This window comes from Pseudomonas sp. UBA6753 (assembly GCF_002453565.1).
Taxonomy (GTDB): domain Bacteria; phylum Pseudomonadota; class Gammaproteobacteria; order Pseudomonadales; family Pseudomonadaceae; genus Aquipseudomonas; species Aquipseudomonas putida_Z.
Genome location: NZ_DKHD01000045.1, coordinates 1 through 18,276 on the forward strand (window position 1 = coordinate 1; position 18,276 = coordinate 18,276).

Annotated in this window: 19 protein-coding genes and 1 pseudogene; 10 read left to right on the forward strand and 10 right to left on the reverse strand. The window is 63.5% G+C overall.

The genetic code is table 11. From position 1 onward, the window contains the following. Window positions 1-1,367: pseudogene (locus B2790_RS17380) on the forward strand (hypothetical protein); the annotation flags it as partial. After that, on the forward strand, window positions 1,364-2,134 hold the full coding sequence (locus B2790_RS17385) for a DUF6708 domain-containing protein (RefSeq protein WP_286919318.1): 771 nt from the start codon (window positions 1,364-1,366) through the stop codon (window positions 2,132-2,134). The pseudogene B2790_RS17380 and the gene B2790_RS17385, both read left to right, overlap by 4 nt. A gap of 25 nt (window positions 2,135-2,159) precedes the next feature. Here B2790_RS17385 and B2790_RS17390 read toward each other — a convergent pair whose 3' ends face one another. Together B2790_RS17390 and B2790_RS17395 are read right to left on the reverse strand one after the other, a co-directional pair. Beyond that, entirely contained in the window at window positions 2,160-3,053 is an 894-nt protein-coding gene (locus B2790_RS17390) for a DUF2950 domain-containing protein (RefSeq protein WP_286919319.1), read from the reverse strand. Then, on the reverse strand, window positions 3,050-4,513 hold the full coding sequence (locus B2790_RS17395) for a DUF3300 domain-containing protein (RefSeq protein ID WP_286919320.1): 1,464 nt from the start codon (window positions 4,511-4,513) through the stop codon (window positions 3,050-3,052). The genes B2790_RS17390 and B2790_RS17395 overlap by 4 nt, the downstream gene beginning before the upstream one ends. Window positions 4,514-4,807: 294 nt before the next feature. Between B2790_RS17395 and B2790_RS17400 the strand changes: the two genes are divergently transcribed. Further along, window positions 4,808-5,053, forward strand: coding sequence for a hypothetical protein (locus tag B2790_RS17400; RefSeq protein ID WP_286101795.1), 246 nt, complete (start codon window positions 4,808-4,810; stop codon window positions 5,051-5,053). An 11-nt stretch (window positions 5,054-5,064) separates the two neighbouring features. Here the strand turns inward: B2790_RS17400 and B2790_RS17405 are convergent, their stop codons facing one another. Beyond that, a complete protein-coding gene (locus tag B2790_RS17405; RefSeq protein ID WP_286919321.1) occupies window positions 5,065-5,724 on the reverse strand; it encodes a VIT1/CCC1 transporter family protein in 660 nt (219 codons plus the stop codon). 122 nt (window positions 5,725-5,846) lie between these two features. Here B2790_RS17405 and B2790_RS17410 point away from each other — a divergent pair, with 122 nt between their 5' ends. Then, window positions 5,847-6,098: a hypothetical protein gene (locus B2790_RS17410; protein WP_075045072.1), complete on the forward strand. Its 252-nt coding sequence runs from the start codon at window positions 5,847-5,849 to the stop codon at window positions 6,096-6,098. A 125-nt stretch (window positions 6,099-6,223) separates the two neighbouring features. Here the strand turns inward: B2790_RS17410 and B2790_RS17415 are convergent, their stop codons facing one another. Next, window positions 6,224-7,096 carry a DMT family transporter gene (locus B2790_RS17415; RefSeq protein ID WP_286919322.1) on the reverse strand — a complete coding sequence of 291 codons (873 nt, stop codon included), beginning with the start codon at window positions 7,094-7,096 and terminating at the stop codon, window positions 6,224-6,226. Window positions 7,097-7,204: 108 nt separating this feature from the next. Further along, window positions 7,205-7,615: a RidA family protein gene (locus B2790_RS17420; protein ID WP_025338904.1), complete on the reverse strand. Its 411-nt coding sequence runs from the start codon at window positions 7,613-7,615 to the stop codon at window positions 7,205-7,207. A 227-nt stretch (window positions 7,616-7,842) separates the two neighbouring features. Here B2790_RS17420 and B2790_RS17425 point away from each other — a divergent pair, with 227 nt between their 5' ends. Then, window positions 7,843-8,169 (forward strand): hypothetical protein, encoded by a 327-nt coding sequence (locus tag B2790_RS17425; protein ID WP_025338903.1) that lies wholly within the window; start codon window positions 7,843-7,845, stop codon window positions 8,167-8,169. Window positions 8,170-8,213: 44 nt separating this feature from the next. On the opposite strand, the gene B2790_RS17430 is transcribed toward B2790_RS17425, so the two are convergent. After that, window positions 8,214-8,426: a PLDc N-terminal domain-containing protein gene (locus tag B2790_RS17430; protein WP_013972488.1), complete on the reverse strand. Its 213-nt coding sequence runs from the start codon at window positions 8,424-8,426 to the stop codon at window positions 8,214-8,216. A gap of 109 nt (window positions 8,427-8,535) precedes the next feature. Further along, window positions 8,536-9,006: an FAD/FMN-containing dehydrogenase gene (locus tag B2790_RS17435; protein ID WP_286919323.1), complete on the reverse strand. Its 471-nt coding sequence runs from the start codon at window positions 9,004-9,006 to the stop codon at window positions 8,536-8,538. Window positions 9,007-9,167: 161 nt separating this feature from the next. Here B2790_RS17435 and B2790_RS17440 point away from each other — a divergent pair, with 161 nt between their 5' ends. Beyond that, the gene (locus tag B2790_RS17440; protein WP_286919324.1) at window positions 9,168-10,175 is read left to right on the forward strand and encodes a GlxA family transcriptional regulator; all 1,008 of its coding nucleotides are present in this window, start codon (window positions 9,168-9,170) and stop codon (window positions 10,173-10,175) included. A gap of 151 nt (window positions 10,176-10,326) precedes the next feature. Here B2790_RS17440 and B2790_RS17445 read toward each other — a convergent pair whose 3' ends face one another. Together B2790_RS17445 and B2790_RS17450 are read right to left on the reverse strand one after the other, a co-directional pair. Next, window positions 10,327-11,010, reverse strand: coding sequence for a TetR/AcrR family transcriptional regulator (locus tag B2790_RS17445; RefSeq protein WP_025338900.1), 684 nt, complete (start codon window positions 11,008-11,010; stop codon window positions 10,327-10,329). Between the two features lie 117 nt (window positions 11,011-11,127). After that, the gene (locus B2790_RS17450; protein WP_286919325.1) at window positions 11,128-12,012 is read right to left on the reverse strand and encodes a hypothetical protein; all 885 of its coding nucleotides are present in this window, start codon (window positions 12,010-12,012) and stop codon (window positions 11,128-11,130) included. A 196-nt stretch (window positions 12,013-12,208) separates the two neighbouring features. Here B2790_RS17450 and B2790_RS17455 point away from each other — a divergent pair, with 196 nt between their 5' ends. The 4 genes from B2790_RS17455 (at window position 12,209) to B2790_RS17470 (ending at window position 16,230) form a co-directional block, all read left to right on the forward strand. Continuing rightward, a complete protein-coding gene (locus B2790_RS17455) occupies window positions 12,209-13,189 on the forward strand; it encodes an aliphatic sulfonate ABC transporter substrate-binding protein (RefSeq protein WP_286919326.1) in 981 nt (326 codons plus the stop codon). Window positions 13,190-13,205: 16 nt separating this feature from the next. Then, complete coding sequence (locus B2790_RS17460; RefSeq protein ID WP_286919327.1) at window positions 13,206-14,597, forward strand: LLM class flavin-dependent oxidoreductase; 1,392 nt, start codon at window positions 13,206-13,208, stop codon at window positions 14,595-14,597. A gap of 106 nt (window positions 14,598-14,703) precedes the next feature. Then, window positions 14,704-15,540, forward strand: a complete 837-nt coding sequence (locus B2790_RS17465; RefSeq protein WP_013972924.1) for a bifunctional allantoicase/(S)-ureidoglycine aminohydrolase — start codon at window positions 14,704-14,706, stop codon at window positions 15,538-15,540. 90 nt (window positions 15,541-15,630) lie between these two features. Continuing rightward, on the forward strand, window positions 15,631-16,230 hold the full coding sequence (locus tag B2790_RS17470) for an START domain-containing protein (protein WP_286919328.1): 600 nt from the start codon (window positions 15,631-15,633) through the stop codon (window positions 16,228-16,230). A 316-nt stretch (window positions 16,231-16,546) separates the two neighbouring features. On the opposite strand, the gene B2790_RS17475 is transcribed toward B2790_RS17470, so the two are convergent. Beyond that, the gene (locus B2790_RS17475) at window positions 16,547-17,965 is read right to left on the reverse strand and encodes an amino acid permease (RefSeq protein WP_196179628.1); all 1,419 of its coding nucleotides are present in this window, start codon (window positions 17,963-17,965) and stop codon (window positions 16,547-16,549) included. Between the last annotated feature and the right edge of the window lie 311 nt (window positions 17,966-18,276).

Consider the following 18,276-nt stretch of genomic DNA (forward strand, 5'->3'; position numbering starts at 1 on the left):
GTAACCGTAGCCAGATGATCGAGGTGATGCTCTGGACGTTGGAAAGTGCTGAAAGTTTACAGGCGCGGCTGGTGCAGTTGCGCGAAGGTGCAGCCGGTGGCGTCGGGGCGCTGGTGCGCAATGTCGTGATTGGTGCGGGTACGCTGCGTGCGCAGGTTACGGGTGGTTTGAAGATCAGTTCTACGGCCGCGCAAAGCGTGGCAAGCGATGCGATGCGCAGCCTGCGGGATGCTGCAGCGAGTAGCGGAAGTGTCGGGCTGCTATTTGCCTTGGGCAGCATGTGGTTCCATCAGGACAGCTTGGGCAAGAACTATCGCGCGTTGCAAGGGACGCATCAGGACAATCCGGAGGCGCTTGCGGCGATCTGGTCTTCTTCGCTTGGGTTGTTGGGTGCCAGCGTCGAAGCGGCGGGACTGGTTGTTGCGCTTGTGCGTCCGAAGATACCGTGGCCGGGGACGGTGACAACGATCTCATTGGGGACTGGTATTGCCAGATTCGGCGCGGGGATTTCTGCGCTTGCTGGTGTCATGGATGCGGCTCAGTACAGGTATGCAAACCTTAGATCCGAGAGAGTGGGAGATGGCTCTGCAGCTCGCCTCTACCGGTTCGCAAGTGCCACTTCATTCGGGGCCGCAGCATTTGGCGTCTGGGCCGCATTTGGCCCCAGCGCTTTACTTGGCCCGATAGGCATAAGCATCACCTTGGGCATAGCAGCCTATCTGCTTGCAACTTCAGCCAAGCACAAAGAATCATCAGCAACGCAGATTTGGGCCAGAAATACCAAGTGGGGGTTACCGGAATCACATCGCCAATGGGTGACCAACACCGATATGGACGCGGCCATTGCCGCTCTCAATGCATCCCTCCTCGGTTTGGAGGCGGAGGTCTCGATTCAAATCCAATTCGAAATCAATCACTCGATCCACAAAGAAAATGCGTCAACGATATTTACCAGTGATGGTAATGCGGTCCCGGCAAGCGTCGGCCTGATTTTCTTTATTCGCATTCCAAACTTCAATCAGCACCTGTCGCATTACGAGTGGAGCTTAAGCCTGTACCACGGACCTAGAGGTAGTGAATTAGCTGTACTGTCCGCAGACAGTTCGTCGCCGTTGAAACTGCAAGCTCAAGACAGAGCGACCAATAAGCTCTTCTCAAGACCACCCGATATGCAGCCATTCACAAAGGTCGACCCATTGACTAAAGCCCTCACCATTCAAGGGGCGCTGCCATTGTCCGACCATCACACCATCCAGGCAATAGAGTTCACCCTAAACTTCTGGCCTGACAAAGACGACAAAACAACACTTGCTCAGATTGTATTAATAGAGAATGAGATACGCACCAACAAGAGCAAAAATCAATGAGCCGCCCAAGACTGATTCCACCCTGCACTGGCTGGCAAGAAGACTTGCCATCGCCCTTCGATGCACCGATTCTAGAACCTGGCTTGGCTCCCCATACGCCGAACTTTCAAGATGATATTTACCTCGAGATTTGTCGCTCAGCAATGGCGTATCGTGGGATCGTTTCGATATTGGCACTTATCTTTCTGATTTCGATCCTGGTTGACCTTCCTTGGGTGATCAGGCATACGGACCCAACGGACATCGAGAGTGTTCTTCAGGAAATTATCATGCTCTCATTGTCAGCATGGTGCACCGTTGTCCTGTTCCGGGCAGACCTCTCAGCGCCCCGAGACCTGCCCATTCGCTTCAACCGGGCCCGTAATAAAATCTACGCCTACAACTTCAAGCATCAATGGTGGAACCCATTCGACAAGGGCAAAGTCGTACCGGTCAGTTACGACTGGTCCCAAGTCCGCGCCGAGCGCTGGTCCCAGACCGGCGCACTGCCAAACGGTGGGTTAATTTTCAAATGGGGTGTCACACTCTCCATCGTTGCACCAGGCACAAACAATGTCATCGACCGTTTCCCTCTGGTCACGATGGGCGCCAATGAGCATGCCTGGGCCTACATCTGCACCTACATGCAGGAAGGCCCCTCAGCCCTGCCACCACCCGGCCCCCCCAAGGATCACAACGATGTGCTCTGGTGTGAGTTCGCCCTGCGCCTGGCACCCAAAGTGAGCTGGCCAGCTGATATGGACCTTGAATCGCGAACCGCACCTTGAACCGGCCACGGCGGGTGCGCCTCACTCAATCTCCCGCCGGCACATCCACCACCTTCCAGCTGTCATCCGGGTCGAAGCGTTTCATCTCCTTGGCCAGCTTGTCGCCGTGCGGCCCGAGGTCTTTCTCGAACACCTCGCCGTCATGGCTGATCATGAAACTCATCACCCCGGTGTCATCGTACCTGGCCGGCCAGGCGACCATGGCAAAGCCACGGCTCATCTGGTTGCCGATCAGGTAGCTGTAGGCACCGCCGGGGGCGGACGGGCCCTGTGCATCGAGGATGCGGAAGTGGTAGCCATACCAGGCGTCGCCGACCATGTCCTGGCCGAACAGCGGGCCCAACGGGCTGACCTGGCCATCGCCGTCGTCGTCCCAATACAGCCCATCATGCTTGCCGGGCTCGCTGAATATCTTCTGCGCGTATTCCAGCGCACCGTTGCCGTTGTGGTCCTGGCTGGCGTAGTCCATCTGCGCGTCGTGGTAGGCCAGCATCGACTGCATGGCACCCAACTCGTTGCGGCCAATACGCCGGGCGCGAATTTCAGAGCTGCCGGCCTTGAGATCGAAACGCCAACCCTCACTGCCTTTGGTCAACGGTATGGGCAACGTCCAGTGATCACTGCCCACCGCGAGGATGGCCTTGTTTGCCCCCAACATGTCGATGCTGTGCTGCGCGCGATACTGCGCCAGGAACGTGTCTACGTCACTGCGTTGCACACCGCCGCGCGGTATGTAGGTACGCCAGTCATCACCCAGCAACTGGGCCAGACGGGCTTCGTCAGGCTTGTCTTCACCCAGCGCCGCAACAAAGGATTCCACGGCCTTTTCCGGTGTCGGGAAGACTTTCTGCGCAGCGGCCAGGGTTGACCAGGCCATACCGGCTGCGATTGCCAGTGCCGCTATCGATTGACGGTTCATCGACGGCCACCTCCCCCGCGGCGTGCGGGCGCACTGGGCCGGGAAATCTGGTGCCCGGCGGCTCGCGATGCGCTCGGGCGCTGGGCGAACGACTGGCTGGTGCGGCCACGGCTGGCCTGCGCGCTGGTGCGCGAGGGTGAACGCACGCCGTCGAAGGCATTGTTACGCGCCCGGCCGGCGCTATTGGAAGGCCGGTTTTGCGCCAGCTGCCGCCCCTGGCCTTCGCCCTGCCTGCGCTGGCTCACCTGGCTGTTCTGCTGCCGAGCCTGGGTGTTGCGGGTTTCCTGTCGGCGGTCGGTCGCCCTCGGGTTGTCGCTACGAGGTTGCATGCGGTTGCCGACCGAATTACCCGCTTGCGCCTCGCGCATCTGCTGGCGTGCCTGGCGGTTGCTGGTGGCCGGCCGTTCGATGCCGGCCCGGTCCATCGACGCCCTGGCCTTGTCCCGCGCCTGGGCGCGCTGGGCGTCATCGCCACGGAAGGCAGTACGCTGGGTGGCACCGTCCAGCTGGCGACCGTACTGCTGGCGGCTGCGGGAGTCGCGGTACGGCACGCCGTCGCGGTTGGCGGCGTTGTGCTGCCATTTGTTCTGGTTGTTGGTGATGCGGTTGTTGGCGTTGATGTTGTTGTAGCGGTTGACGTCGATGTCGATGTCGTTGTTGCCCCAGTCACAGTCGCCCCACAGCGAGGCAACGATCGCCACGCCGGTACCGAAGGCCAGGCCCGCCACCAGCGCGGAACCGGGGTAGTACATGGGCGGTGGCGGGTAGTACGCCGGCGGCGAAGCCGGGTAGGCCCAGGTGCCGTAGGTGGTGGTCGGGTTGTAAGTGGGCACGTACACCACTTGCGGGTCGGACGGCTCGATGATGATGATGGTGGGCGGGCTGCTGGCCGTAACCACCTGGGTGCTGCTACCGCTGGAGGCCGGTGCCGGTGCCGGGGCGGTCTGCACGGTCACGTTCTGGTACTGGTTGCTCTGCAGGTTGCCGGCGGCCTGGGCCTGGTGACGCAGGCGCTGCACGCCGCCCATGACATCGTCGGGCTGCGCGAGGAAGGCATCGCCCAGCCGCTGCACCCAGACCGGGTCCTGCCCCAGGGTTGCCAGCACCTGCGGGAAGGCCACCAGCGCTTGTACGCTTGGGTCCCAGGGCTGGTTCGCCACCTTCTTGACGGCATCGTCGCCGGTGGCCTTGGGGTTGGCCTTGGACCAGGTCACCGCTTCGCTCACCTGCCCCGGATAAGTGGAGGCCATCAATACCTGGGCCAGCAGCGCATCGGGGTACAGCGCGATGGGCGCGAGCATCTGGTCCAGTTGCTCCTGGGTGAACACCGGGTCCTTGGCCGCGACCGTGTCGGCTTGTGGTGCCGGGTCGGGGGCAGGTACGTCTTCTGCCAGCACCAGGCCGGGCGTGGCGCTCAGATAAAGGATTACCGACAGGACCGCTGACAGTGGGATGCGCATCGCTTCTCTCCATGAGATCAGACCGCGTGGATTAAGGGTAGCAATGGCGATGCTTTTGGCCAGATGTGCGGGCGCAAACTTTTCGCGCTCTAAAGGTGAGGGTGGTTGCTGCTTTTGAATCTATATCAGGGCTGGGCTGAGATCTGTAATTGACTGTACCGGCCCTTTCGCGGGCACGCCCGCTCCCACAGGGTCACCACAGGTTCGAACATTGTGGAGTACCTGTGGGAGCGGGCGTGCCCGCGAAGAGGCCGGCGCATGCATAAGACCTTATCCAAAAAGGAGCCCACCCCGATGAACACGCCCCGCTTCATCGCCGTCATCATGCTGGCCGTGCTCTGCACCTCGGCCTGGGCGGCCACCGACCGCGCCGAACGGCGCCGCGAGGCCCGCGATGTGCGGCAGGAAACCCGCCAGGACGCGCGGCAGACCAAACAGGATTGCCGCCACGCCGACCAGCAAAGCAACGCCGGCTGCCGACAGGACAAACGCCACACCAAGCAGCAAGGCCGTGAGCGCGCCCGCGACATGAAATACTGAGCGGGCGGTGCTCAGCCGCCCAAGGCGATGATCGCCAGGATCAGTGACGCCCCGACTACCGCCAGGACCACGCCGGTCAACAGGGTGCGGCCACCGGAGTAGCGTGCCAGCAGCCAGCCCGCAAGGAAGAGCATGGCCAGGGCGACCAGGTTCGACACACGGATGGCCGTACCGGTGGTCTCGATCAGCAGGAACGGAATGACCATCGGGAAAGTTGCCAGTACCACCAGCAGGAAAGTGGCCAGGGCCGCCTTGAAATCATCCAGCCCCAGGCGTGCCGGCAGCGGGCGGCCAGCATCACGCAGCATGCGCCCGCGCAGCATCTCCAACCCGTCTTCATCCAGTGCCAGGCCGATGCGCTCTGGCAGCGTATCGGCAATCAGCCTGCGCCCCTGGGTGATATCACCGGCTTGCAGGCGGGACAGCAAGGTCCGGCTGCGGGTGCGTTCGGTCCAGGTACGCAGCAAGTAGATGACGGCATCGGCCAGGCCCCAGGCCAGGTTGCAGCCGAGCGCGGCAATCAGCATCAGCCGCGCGTCTTCACGCCCTGCGGTGGCCACGCTCAGCGAGCCGATGAAGGTCATCGCCATCAACAGGCCGAAGATGACTTCGGTGATCCGGTCGATCGGTTCCAGCACGCCCCATTTACGCGGTTGCTCGTCTTGCCCCATCGCACCCTCCCAGGAACCATCGATAGTCACTATCGAGAATGGCAATTTCTGCCGAACGACATGGCCGAATAACCTAGCTCCATCGACTCGCCGCCCACTACCCCGGCCCCTGGAGCTACCTGATGAACACCTTGGCCCGCCTGCTGTCCGCCACCCTTGCCGTTATTGCCATCGCCATCATCAGCGGCTGTGCCAGCCACCCCGAACTGCGCCCCTACACCGCCGAGGAAACCCGTCAACTGCAACTGGAAGCCTTGCAACGCCGTGGCCTGTCGCTGGACGACTACGAGCAGCAACGGCGGGTAATCCAGCGTGCCGGCAACCTGCCTGTGGTGACCGAAGCTGCCGACGCCGACCGTTCGAGCAAAGGCTGATTGGGCTCGCCAGCGGTTCCCTACCGCTACCTGCACAGATTGGGCTGCGAGGTGAGGTTGCTCCATTATAGTCAGCCAGGCATTGCAGGCCCCGACAGCCATGCCCTGTCACGCCCTTCACCCTTTTAGCGGCGCGGCGCCAGCGCCAGGGCGATACCGCCCAGCACCACCACGCACGCCACCAGCAAGCGCAACGACAATGGCTCGCCGATCAGGCCAACCCCGCCAAACGCCGCAATCACCGGGACGCTGAGCTGCATGGTCGCCGCCTGCTGCGCGCTGACTTGCCTGACCACGCCGTACCACACGGCATAGCCCGCACCCGAGGCCAGCACACCGGAGCCCAGCGCATACAGCAAGCCGAGCGGGCTCAGGTGCAAGCCAGCGCCCAGCAACAGCACCGGCACCAGCAGCACCAGGCACGGCAGGCTCCGGGCGAAATTGCCGGCAGTGTCGGCCAGCGGCCTGGGTGAGCCTTTGCCCAGCAGCGTGTACACGCCCCAGGCCACGCCGGACAGGGCCATCAGCAAGGCACTGGCAAAGGGTGGCGCCGCGGTACCGGGCATCAGCAGCACCAGCAGGCCGGCGAAGGCGATCAGCATGCCCAGCAGCATCCGCGCGGTGATAGGTTCGCCTTTGTACCAGGCAAAGCCGAACATGGTGATCTGCACCGCGCCGAACAGCAGCAACGCCCCCGCGCCTGCGCCCAGCTGCAGGTACGCCGCAGAAAACAGGAACGCGTACAGGAACAGTGCCAGGCCGCCGCGCCAGCTGCCCCCCATGGCAAGCGCGGGTTTGCGCAGGCGGAGCAACAGCAGCAGGAACAGTGCACCACTGGCCAGGCGCACCATGGTGAAGGATGCCGGGTCGATGGCCCCGTCCTTCAGCGCCAGCCGGCAGAACACCGAGTTGGCAGCGAAGGCCACCAGGCTGAAAAGCGCAGGCCAGACCCAGGCCCGGGCCTTGCGGTCGGTGAGCGTGGTGGTGCCGCTGCTCATGGTGTGGTCACCTCTGAGATCGATTGTTGTCATGGCGGCCATACCGGTAGGGCCAGCACCGATATACAACATAGTGTTTATCTGACGCCACCACCGAATCGCCCGGACCTATACCGCTGCCACCGCCTCGATCTCCACCAGCATGCCGTCCAGCGCCAGCCGGGGTACCGGTATCAGCGTGCAGGTCGGCTTCATGCAAGGGCCCCAGGCCCTGTCAGCCTCGGCTACCCACTCACGCAGGCGCGTTTCGGAATGCTCGACGATCAGCAGAGTCAGCTTGAACACCTGGGCCAGGCTGGCGCCTTTCGACGCCAGGGCAACCTCCAGGTTGGCCAGTGCCTGGCGCGCCTGCTCGGCGAACAGCGGCGACAGTTGCCCGTTGCGGCCCTCTCCCCCCTGGCCGGCGATGAACAGCAGGCGGCTGTCGGCATGCACCTCGGCGACATGGGAATAGGCGTTGCCGCTGGGGTCGTACAGGCCTTCGGGATTGCTCAGCTGGAACGCGGTTGAATGGCTCACGGTAAACCCTCGATCAGTTGGAAGAGGGACGGAGTATCGAACCTTGAGTTAACTCGAGGTCAAGCGCGGTTTTCAGGGGCGGGCTTGCCCGCGAAACAGGCGTCGACTGTAGGACGTTTCGCACAGCGCAAGAGCTTCCGTGAACCACGCGTTCATATGCGAAGTGGCCATCAGGCGCTAGATTGCGAGGCCCGGCATGGAGGCCTGTACGTAACAAGGATAAAGCGATGAGCAAATACAATTTTCAACTGGCCTACACCATCAAGCCAAACAACCCTGCACGAGATGAAACCGATGCGGCGCAGGCCCGTCTGCACCTGCGCGAGAAAATTGGCCTGGACACCGTCGAGCACATTGAGACCACCCTGCTCGGGATGGTCACACTCAAAGGCGCCACACTTGCAGAGCGCAAGCGCGAAGCCGAAAAGCTGCTTCACGACTACATCCATGAAGCGCTCAAGCAACTGCGTGTGCTGTCGACCGTGAAGTTCTACGGTTGCCTGATGGTGGACGGGCTGGGCGCAGCCATTCGCTTCGACATCCTGCCCAAATGAACAGCGACGGCATCAGGCGCCCCCGCGCCTGATGCCGCGCACCGTCATTTTTCCTGCAGTACCGCCCTGCCCTTCACCGCCCGAGGCCCGCGCCAGGCCCAGAACAGCAAACCGGGGAATGGCGCGTAGACCACGAACACGATCCACAGCATCTTGCGCTCGGCGCGCCGGTCACTGCCGATGATGTGCCAGATAGCCCAGATTTCCAGCAGGATCACAAAGGCCGCGACGATGATCCAGATCGTTCCGATTTCCATAGCGCTCTCCCATTTGGCATGTAATGGGTTGGGTTGCAGAGGCTGCCGAGGGTTCAGATTGATTTGGCTGGCGGCATGGCACCGCTCCTACAGGGAGCAGTGACAGCTCTCAATGCCGTGGTGCAGTCTCCAGCGCCGCCTTCAACGCCGGCGCATCGGCAAATGCCCGCTGGCTCACCAGCTTGCCTTGCTCCAGTTGCAACCACTGCACCTGGCCATCCTGCCCGGGATAACGGCTGGCCACCTGCCCGTCACGGTCGAGCAGCACCCGGTAGTTGTAATCGCGCATGGCGGGGATGGCGAACAGCTTGCTGATCAGCGCCGGCATGCGCTGGATGTCGGCGACGAACACCGCATCGCGCGCTTCCAGGTAACCCTTGGGCTGTTCGGCCAGCGCCGCCTTCACCAGCTTGGCACCGTCCATGTCGCGCGCCACCAGCAGGATGTGCGTACCGGCGCCAAGGCTGTAAGCCTGGTCGTGCTGGTCGAGCAGCGTCCACGGGGCGAGCTTGTGGCCCGGTTCCAGGGCATCGGCCAGCAATGGCATCAGGCAAAGCAACAGAGCAGCGGCGTACTTCATCAAGGGTATCCTCAGTGACGGGAGCATCAGCATAACGGCAACGGGCCAAGCCAGACAGGTTGCCTGAACACGACCTCGAACACGACACGGCCACCCGGGAGATTGTCTTTCCCCCGGCCACCCGCCACACTCTCGAGGCCAGCCAGGAAGCGGAGTCCAGAGTGCCCACGCCACGCCAGTTCAGCAAGAAGACCAGTACCAGCAACATGCTGCGGCTGAAGTCCACCAGCGCCAATGCCCAGGCCCCCTATCGGGTCGATTTCGTATTGCTCGAACACTTCTCGATGGCAAGCTTCACCGTGGCCATGGACGTGCTGGTCACGGCCAACCTGCTGCGCGCCGACAGTTTCCAGTTCACCCCGCTGTCGCTGGAAGGCGACCGCGTGCTCAGCGACCTGGGGCTGGAGCTGGTGGCCACCGAGTTGTCCGCCGAGGCGCTGAAGGAGCTGGACCTGCTGGTGATCTGCGGCGGCCTGCGCACGCCATTGAAGTACCCCGAGCTCGACTGCCTGCTGGGTGATTGCGCGGCCCACGGCATGGCCCTGGGCGGGTTGTGGAACGGCGCGTGGTTCCTCGGCCGCGCCGGGGTGCTTGATGACTATGGCTGCAGTATCCACCCCGAACAGCGCGCCAGCCTGTCCGAGCGCAGCCCGCAGACGCGGATCACCCCAGCCAGCTTCACCCTCGACCGCGACCGCCTCAGCGCTGCCAGCCCCAATGGCGCCATGGAGCTGATGCTCGGCCTGGTGCGCCGGCTGTATGGCGACGGCCTGGCCGAAGGCGTCGAGGAAATCCTGTCGTTCTCCGGTGCCCGCTACCGCCAGGTCGGCCCGGGCGCAAAGAAGTCCATGAGCCTGCACCTGCGCACCATCGTCGAACTGATGGAGAACAACCTCGAGGAAACCCTCAGCCTCGACCAGCTGGCCGCCTACAGCGGGCGCTCGCGCCGGCAGATCGACCGCCTGTTCCAGGCCCAGCTGGGCACTTCGCCGCGGCGTTACTACATGGAGCTGCGCATCACCAAGAGCCGCCGCCTGTTGCAGTATTCCGACCTGTCGGTGATGGAAGTGGCAGTGGCTTGCGGGTTTGTTTCGGTGTCGCACTTCAGCAAATGCTATGCGGCTTACTTTGGCTACCCGCCGTCGCGTGAGCAGCGGTTGGGCGAGTGAGCACGGGAAAAATGTCAGATATGTATGGCCTGGACGGGCCTTTTCGCGGGCGCGCCCGCTCCCACAGGATCACCACAGCATTCAAGGCAGATGCAGTACCTGTGGGAGCGGGCATGCCCGCGAAGAGGCCGGCCCAGGCACTAGAGAACTTTCAGGGGCGGCGCTCGATCTGGATATACCGCAACACCGCATCACAGATCATGGCCTTGTGACGCAGCTTGACCTGCTCATCGGACAGGTCGATCTGGAAGATCTCGCCAAAGGTATGGCGGTTCGACACCCGGTAGAAGCAGAACGAGCTCATCAGCATGTGCAGGTCGATGACCTCGATGCCGGCGCGAAACACACCTTCCTGCACCCCACGGCGCAAGGTACTGCCCAGGGCCTCGAGCACCAGGCTGCTCATTTCGCGAATCGCTGGCGACTGCTTGACGTACTCGCCGTAGTGGATGTTTTCGGTGCAGATGATCCGCACGAAATCGACGTTGCGGTCGTGGTGATCGAAGGTGAACTCCACCAGCCGGCGAATCGCCTGCTCGGCCGGCAGCGACTCCAGGTCCAGGCTTTGCTCGGTCTTGCGGATGTCGCCGTACAGCTTGATCAGGCACTCGCAGTACAACTGCTCCTTGCTGCCGAAGTAGTAGTAGATCATGCGCTTGGAGGTGGCGGTGCGCTCGGCGATGGCGTCGACGCGGGCACCGGCCAGCCCTTGCTGGACGAACTCGTTGATGGCGGCCTGGAGGATGTCCTCGCGCGTTTTCTCGGGGTTGTTCTTGCGCGTCTTGCGCCCCCCTTCGGTTTCAGGCTGGCCGAGGCTGACTACGGAATCACTCATACCCACTCACAGGCTGTTTATTGGAATGGGGGGATTATCCGCGAGCGCGGCCATGCAGGGAAGCGCGCTGTTGGTCGGGTAGCCATCACCCACGGTGCTGCCCAGCCAGGCGCAGGGTCAGTCGCGCTGGGCGGTATTGCGCTCCAGCGGCGGGGTCAGGTGCAGCACACGGTTGCGCCCGCCTTCGGCCAGCAGGTAGCCGCCCTTGCCATCGGCAACGATCGACTGCGGCGCCTTGAGGAACGACAGCACGGTCTGCCGCGTGCCGTCGGCGCCGATGCGCAGCAGCCGGGCCCGGTGGGTGTTGTCTTCGCTGATCCACAGGCCGCGCTGGTCGCAGAACAGGAACGTCGGGTTGCGCAGGCCATCGACCACCACCGGGTCCCGGCCATCGTCGGACAGGGCGCGGACCTTGCCGTTGGCCTTTTCGGTATACAGCAAACGCCCGCCGCTGCAGCGGGTCAGGCCTTCGGTTTCGGTCAGGCCGGAGCGCAGCACATCGAGCTGGCCGCTGCGCCAGTCATAGCGCATCAAACGGCCATTGCCCTTGCGGTCCTCGATGGCGTACAGGTGCTCGCCGTCGTTCCACAGGCCCTGCACGCTCTCGCCATCGAACAACCGCGTGACCTGGCCATTGCGGGCCAGGCTCACCGGGGCAAGCCCGCCTTCCTGGCTGAACACCCAGCCTCCCTGCGCCGCCACCATGCCGTCGGGCTTGGACAGGTTGTCGATGACCACCACCCGATCACCTTGGGCGGTGATCCTGAGGATGCTGCCACGGCCATCGTCCAGTTCGCGGCTGACCAGCAGGCTGCCATCGGCTTGCGGCAACAGCGACGCGGCCTTGGTCACGTCGCGGTGCAGCACCTCGACGCCCCAGCCGGAGGCGGCCTGGACCGGGTAGAAACTCTGCCAGGCAAAGAAGCCCAGGGTGGCCGTGAGCAGGCCGGCGGTGGCGGCCAAGGCGATGCGGGTGCTGCGCTTGCGCAGGATGTACGACATGTGGGGCTCCTCGGGAATGCCGGGGAGCCTAGCAAGCGAATGTGAAAAAAATGTCGAAATGGACCAACCATTACAAAACAAAAGGATATAAAAATAACAAAACAATCTAACAAACAGGAATATTAAAATTGAAAGCCAAACGCCACCTCCTTAGTCTGGGCACATCGTTTCCCTTCCAATTCAAGGAGCAATGCCCATGCCCGCCCGTGCCTTCTCCCCCCTGCGCCGCCTGTTGATCGGCGGCTTGCTGGCCAGTGTCGCCAGTACCCTGTTGCCCTGGTCCCAAGCCCTGGCCGATGAGGCCAGGACCCTGCGCATCGGTTACCAGAAGTTCAACAGCATCAACATCCTCAAGGGCAGCGGCGCCTTGGAAAAGGCCCTGGCACCGCAAGGCGTGAAAGTCAGCTGGCACGAGTTCGCCGCCGGCCCGCAGTTGCTCGAAGCCTTGAGCACCGGCGCCATCGACCTCGGCCATGCCGCCGACGCCCCCTCGGTGTTCGCCCAGGCCGCAGGCAAGCCGGTGGTGTACCTGGCCGCCGAGCAACCCTACCCACGCGGCATCGGCCTGGTGGTGCGCGAGCAGGACCACCTGGCCAGCGTGCAAGACCTCAAGGGCAAGCGCGTGGCCACCGGCCGCGGCTGGAACGCCCAGTACCTGCTGGCCGTTGCCCTGGAACAGGCCGGCCTCAGCTACCAGGACATCACCCCGGCCTACGTCAACCACGCCGCCGATGCCGTGGCTGCCCTGCAATCGGGCAGCGTCCAGGCCGTGACCCTGTGGGACCCGTTCCTCGCCGCGGCAGAAAGCCAGCCGGGCCTGAAAAACCTGCGCGACGGCAGCGGCCTGTCCAACAACCGCACCTTCTACCTGTCCACCGCCAGCTTCGCCGACCAGCATCGCGCCTTGCTGAAGACCTTCTTCGCCGAACTGGGCAAGGTCAGCCAGTGGGCCAATGCCAAGCCTGCGGAAGTTGCCGCGCTGCTGGCCCCGCAACTGGGGATCAACGCCAACGTGCTGCAAGTGGCCAGCGAGCGGCGCAACTACAACGCCGTGGCCATTACCCCGCAGATCGTTGCCGAGCAACAGAAGCTGGCCGATACCTTCCAGGGCCTGGGCCTGATTCCACGCAAGCTGCAGGTGGCCGACGCGGTCTACCCGGCTTCCGTATTGCCTTGAGCGGAGCGCGCCCACCATGCCCCGCCCGATTCGCTTCAACGCCTTCAGCATGAATGCCGCCAGCCACCAGTCCCCCGGCCTGTGGCGCCACCCGCGCAACACCAGCGTGGCCTTCAACCGCCTGGGCTACTGGACCGACCTGGCCCGCCTGCTCGAACGCGGCCTGTTCGATGCCCTGTTCATCGCCGATGTGCTGGGCATCTACGACGTCTATCAGGGCGGCCCCGAAGCCGCCCTGCGCGGTGGCGTGCAGGTGCCGGTCAACGACCCGCTGCTGCTGGTGCCGGCCATGGCCGGGGTTACCGAGCACCTGGGCTTCGGCGTCACCTTCTCGCTCACCTACGAACACCCCTACCCGTTCGCCCGGCGCATGTCGACGCTCGACCACCTGAGCAATGGCCGGGTCGGCTGGAACATCGTCACCGGCTACCTTGACAGTGCCGCGCGCAACCTGGGCCTGGAACGCCAGCTGGGCCACGACCAGCGCTATGACCTGGCCGAGGAATACCTGCAGGTGCTGTACAAGCTCTGGGAGAAAAGCTGGGACGACGATGCGGTGCTGCTGGAGCGTGACAGCGGGCGCTATATCGAACCCGCCCGGGTGCACCCCATCAACCATGTGGGCGAGCACTTCCAGGTGCCGGGCATGCACCTGTGCCAACCTTCGCCGCAACGCACGCCGGTGCTGTTCCAGGCCGGTGCTTCGGCACGCGGCCAGCAGTTCGCGGCGCGGCACGCCGAATGCGTGTTCATCAGCGGGCCGACGCCCACGGTACTGCGCCGCTACGCCGACGGCATCCGCCAGGCCAGCGAGGTGGCCGGGCGTGGCCGGGACGAGGTGCTGATCTACGCCCAGGCGCTGTTGATCGTCGCCCCTACCCGGGAGGAGGCCGAGGCGCGCTTCGCCGAATACCGCCGTTATGTCGACCTGGACGCCGCCCTGGCACTGCTGTCGGGCTGGACCGGCATCGACTTTGCCGGCCTCGACCCCGATGCGCCCATCGAATACGTCGAGAACGATGCCGGCCGCGCAGCCCTGGCCGCCTTCACCGCCGCCGACCCGAACCGCCGCTGGACCGTGCGCGAGGCTGCCGAGTTCGTTGGCCTGGGCGGCCGTGGCCCGGTGCTGGTGGGTACTGCCAGCGAGGTGGCCGACCAGCTGGAAAGCTGGCTGGACCAGACCGGCATCGATGGCTTCAACCTGACCTACGCAGTGCAACCGGACGACCTGGCAAATGTGGTCGAGCTGCTGGTGCCGGAGTTGCAACGCCGTGGCCGCTACCCGCTGAGTCATGCCGAAGGCACCTTGCGCCACAAGCTGTTCGGCCAGGGCGACCGCTTGCCGGAAGGGCACGCTGGCCGGCAGGTTCGCATTCAGCCAGCAAATACCGGGTATTCCAACATTTAATTTGTGGATGGCACACACTCGACCCTATTCTGTCGCCACATCCCCTGCGCCGCACCGGCCGGTGCGGTTCACGGCATGGGGAGAGAACAACAAGTCGAGATCGTCCATGTCGAACCATTCGTACTTCGCCCCCCACGGTGGGCACCCGGCTCAGACCGAGCTGCTGACTGACCGTGCCATGTTCACCGAAGCCTATGCCGTCATCCCCAAGGGCGTGATGCGTGACATCGTCACCAGCCACCTGCCGTTCTGGGACAAGATGCGCATGTGGGTCATCGCCCGCCCGCTGACCGGTTTTGCCGAAACCTTCTCCCAGTACATCGTCGAAGTGGCCCCGGAAGGCGGCAGCGAGCGCCCTGAGCTGGACCCGAACGCCGAAGCCGTGGTGTTCATCGTCGAAGGCGAACTGGACATCACCGTCGAAGGCAAGCACCACACCCTGGTACCTGGCGGCTACGCCTTCCTGGCCCCGGGCGCCGAGTGGAGCCTGCGTAACAACAGCAAGTCCAACGTCACCTTCCACTGGCTGCGCAAGCACTACCAGAAGGTCGAAGGCCTGGACGTTCCCGAGTCGTTCGTCACCCACCGTGACAACGCCACCGTCATCGAGATGCCGGGCACCGAAGGCCGCTGGGTCACCACCCGCTTCGTCGACATGGCCGACATGCGCCACGACATGCACGTGAACATCGTCACCTTCCAGCCGGGCGGCGTGATCCCGTTCGCCGAGACCCACGTGATGGAACACGGCCTGTACGTGCTGGAAGGCAAGGCGGTATACCGCCTGAACCAGGACTGGGTCGAAGTGGAAGCCGGCGACTTCATGTGGCTGCGCGCCTTCTGCCCGCAAGCCTGCTACGCCGGCGGCCCAGGCAAGTTCAGCTACCTGCTGTACAAGGACGTGAACCGTCACGTGCACCTGACGCTCAACCCTAAGCGTTAAGCCCAGGCTGATGCCCGCAAGCCCGCCAACCTGGCGGGCTTTCTGTTTGCCGCGCATACTGAAACACCCACCTCCCGCGCGGTACCAGCCATGAACCGCTGCCTGCTGCTCGCCGCCCTGCTGCTCTGCCCCCCCGCCCCAGCCGTCGATGACTGGAACCTGGCCTACGACCGCGAAGGCATCCGCGTTTACCTGAGCGCCGCCCCCGACTCGCCCTACCAGCAATTCCGTGGTGTCAGCACCATGAAAGCCAGCGTTCGCACGCTCACCGACCTGCAGGAGAACCTGCGGGTGGCCTGCAAGTGGCTGTACGCCTGCGCCGAGATGCGCTTGCTGGATGTGCAGGGCGAAAACACCTGGGTGTACCTGACCACCAACCTGCCGTGGCCGACGATGCCGCGGGACATCGTGCTGAAGGTCACCACCGAACGCCTGGACGATGGCACGCTGCTGCGCCACCTGAGCGCCGAGCCAGGCAGGATCCCCAAGGTAAAGGGGCTGATCCGCGTGCAGCACCTAAGCGGCGAATGGCGGATGAAACCGCTGGGTGAGCGCAAGACCGAAGTGACCTACCAACTGCAGGCCGACCCTGCGGGGGATGTACCGGGGTGGCTGGCCAACCGGTTTGTGGTGGATGCACCCGTGGTGACGTTGCGGACCTTGCGGGCGGTGGCCGAGCGCCAGCCTTGAAATGCCTGCACGGCCCTATCGCCGACGAGCCGAGCTGCCACTCCGATCGCGCCGCCCTCAAGGCCAGTGAACTGATTCGCAAGCGGTCCGCGCACCCTGTGGGAGCGGCTTCAGCCGCGAAGAATCCAACGCGGTGGATGGCACCGGCTGCGCCGGTGTTCGCGGGTAAACCCGCTCCCACAGGGATTTGCACAAGCCTTCAGATTTGCGCAAGACAGTTTCCACCGGCAGCATCACGGCCCTTCTGGGCTACCGCCATCGCGCTTTTTCTGCCACTGTGCCCGCGCTGCTCGGGCTGCACAGCAGCCCCAACGTGCTAAGCGGCAGTAGCTGCCTGCGGCCGAGCACAGGCCCTGGCCCTGCGCCGATAGGCCAGCAACAGGCCTGCGTACCACAGCGGCATCACGTACAGCGCGGTGCGGGTATCCGGCTCCAGCGCCAGCAGGCACAGCACGAAGATCAGAAACAGCTGCGACAGCGCAGCGGTGACCTTGCCACCAGGCAGCTTGAACGTTGACTGCTCATGCGCCTGCGGATCCTGCCGGCGATAGGCGAAGTAGGACAGCAGGATCAGCGACCAGGTAACGATGATCATCACCGCGGAAATGGTCGACACCAGGGTGAACACGGTCATCACCTCAGGGATCACGAACAGCAGCGTCAGAGCGATCGCCATGCACACCCCCGAGAACACCAGCGCGCGTACCGGCGTACCCGAGCCCGACAACCGCCCGAACGCAACCGGCGCCTGCTGCTGGTGCGACAGGCCGTAGAGCATCCGCGAGCCGGAATACACGCCACTGTTGGCCGACGAGGCCGCAGAGGTCAGCACCACGAAGTTGATGATGCCAGCGGCAGCGGGCAACCCACCCAGCAGGAACAGTTCGACGAACGGGCTGCGATTGGCCGGCACATTGGCCCAGGAGATGACGCTGATGATGCATACCAGCGAGCAGATGTAGAACAGCAGGATACGCACCGGGATGGTGTTGATGGCCTTGGGCAAGGTCCGCTCCGGGTCCTTGGCCTCTGCGGCTGCAGTGCCGATCAGCTCGGTACCGACGAAGGAGAATATGGCGATCTGGAACCCGGCGAGGAAACCGAGGATGCCATGCGGCATGACCACGCCCGGGGCCACCAGGTGGCTGAACGAGGCGGTCACCCCGGCCGGCGAGGTGTAGGACGTGGCGACCATCACCAGGCCGGTTACCACCAGCAGCACGATGGCCACGATCTTGATCAGGCCGAACCAGAACTCCACCTCGCCAAACGCTTTCACCGCCAGCATGTTCAGCCCCAGCAGCAGGAACATGGTGGCGAATGCCGGTAGCCAGGTGGGCACATCCGGGTACCAGTACTGCACGAACCCCGCCACGACCACCACATCGCCCACCGCCGCGACCACCCAACTCAGCCAGTACGACCAGCTGAGGATGTAACCGGCCCTTGGCCCCAGATAGTTGTGCACCAGGTCGGCGAACGATTCCATCTGCAGGTTGGCCAGCAGCATCTCGCCCATGGCCCGCATGACGCAGAACACGAAAAAGCCGATGATGGCGTACACCAGGATGATCGATGTGCCGGACAGCGCAATGATCTTGCCCGAGCCCATGAACAGGCCGGTGCCAATTGCGCCACTGATCGAAATAAGCTGAATATGCCGGTTTTCCAGCCGGCGTTTGAGCACGCGGCCATCTTCCGGAACTGCGCTTTGCGCGTTGCACGTTTGCTGCATAGTTGACCTCTTATTCTTTTTTTGTAAAACCTCAGCGCCCCGCACCGCACCAGTTAGTTGGCACTCAAGTGCAGGCTTTTAGTCACTAAAGACTGTCGAAGCGTGGGTATTGACACAGATGAAGAACAGTTCCCGATGCAACTTCGCAGCGGGCTTACTTATTCTATTGAAACGCACCAGAGTGGCGCGCCCGATACAGTCCCGCGAAAGCCGTTTCATTCTGCCAGCGGCCCGGGTCAAGCGGAACGCTACAGAATGCACACAGCCAAACGGATTTTGTGCAGTGTGAAAAGCCTGGGTGACAGTTTGCA

Coding starts and splice junctions, on each gene's coding strand:
- B2790_RS17385 (WP_286919318.1), top strand. CDS start 1,364: ATGAGCCGCCCAAGACTGATTCCACCCTGCACTGGCTGGCAAGAAGAC.
- B2790_RS17390 (WP_286919319.1), bottom strand. CDS start 3,053: ATGAACCGTCAATCGATAGCGGCACTGGCAATCGCAGCCGGTATGGCC.
- B2790_RS17395 (WP_286919320.1), bottom strand. CDS start 4,513: ATGCGCATCCCACTGTCAGCGGTCCTGTCGGTAATCCTTTATCTGAGC.
- B2790_RS17400 (WP_286101795.1), top strand. CDS start 4,808: ATGAACACGCCCCGCTTCATCGCCGTCATCATGCTGGCCGTGCTCTGC.
- B2790_RS17405 (WP_286919321.1), bottom strand. CDS start 5,724: ATGGGGCAAGACGAGCAACCGCGTAAATGGGGCGTGCTGGAACCGATC.
- B2790_RS17410 (WP_075045072.1), top strand. CDS start 5,847: ATGAACACCTTGGCCCGCCTGCTGTCCGCCACCCTTGCCGTTATTGCC.
- B2790_RS17415 (WP_286919322.1), bottom strand. CDS start 7,096: ATGAGCAGCGGCACCACCACGCTCACCGACCGCAAGGCCCGGGCCTGG.
- B2790_RS17425 (WP_025338903.1), top strand. CDS start 7,843: ATGAGCAAATACAATTTTCAACTGGCCTACACCATCAAGCCAAACAAC.
- B2790_RS17430 (WP_013972488.1), bottom strand. CDS start 8,426: ATGGAAATCGGAACGATCTGGATCATCGTCGCGGCCTTTGTGATCCTG.
- B2790_RS17435 (WP_286919323.1), bottom strand. CDS start 9,006: ATGAAGTACGCCGCTGCTCTGTTGCTTTGCCTGATGCCATTGCTGGCC.
- B2790_RS17445 (WP_025338900.1), bottom strand. CDS start 11,010: ATGAGTGATTCCGTAGTCAGCCTCGGCCAGCCTGAAACCGAAGGGGGG.
- B2790_RS17450 (WP_286919325.1), bottom strand. CDS start 12,012: ATGTCGTACATCCTGCGCAAGCGCAGCACCCGCATCGCCTTGGCCGCC.
- B2790_RS17455 (WP_286919326.1), top strand. CDS start 12,209: ATGCCCGCCCGTGCCTTCTCCCCCCTGCGCCGCCTGTTGATCGGCGGC.
- B2790_RS17460 (WP_286919327.1), top strand. CDS start 13,206: ATGCCCCGCCCGATTCGCTTCAACGCCTTCAGCATGAATGCCGCCAGC.
- B2790_RS17465 (WP_013972924.1), top strand. CDS start 14,704: ATGTCGAACCATTCGTACTTCGCCCCCCACGGTGGGCACCCGGCTCAG.
- B2790_RS17470 (WP_286919328.1), top strand. CDS start 15,631: ATGAACCGCTGCCTGCTGCTCGCCGCCCTGCTGCTCTGCCCCCCCGCC.
- B2790_RS17475 (WP_196179628.1), bottom strand. CDS start 17,965: ATGCAGCAAACGTGCAACGCGCAAAGCGCAGTTCCGGAAGATGGCCGC.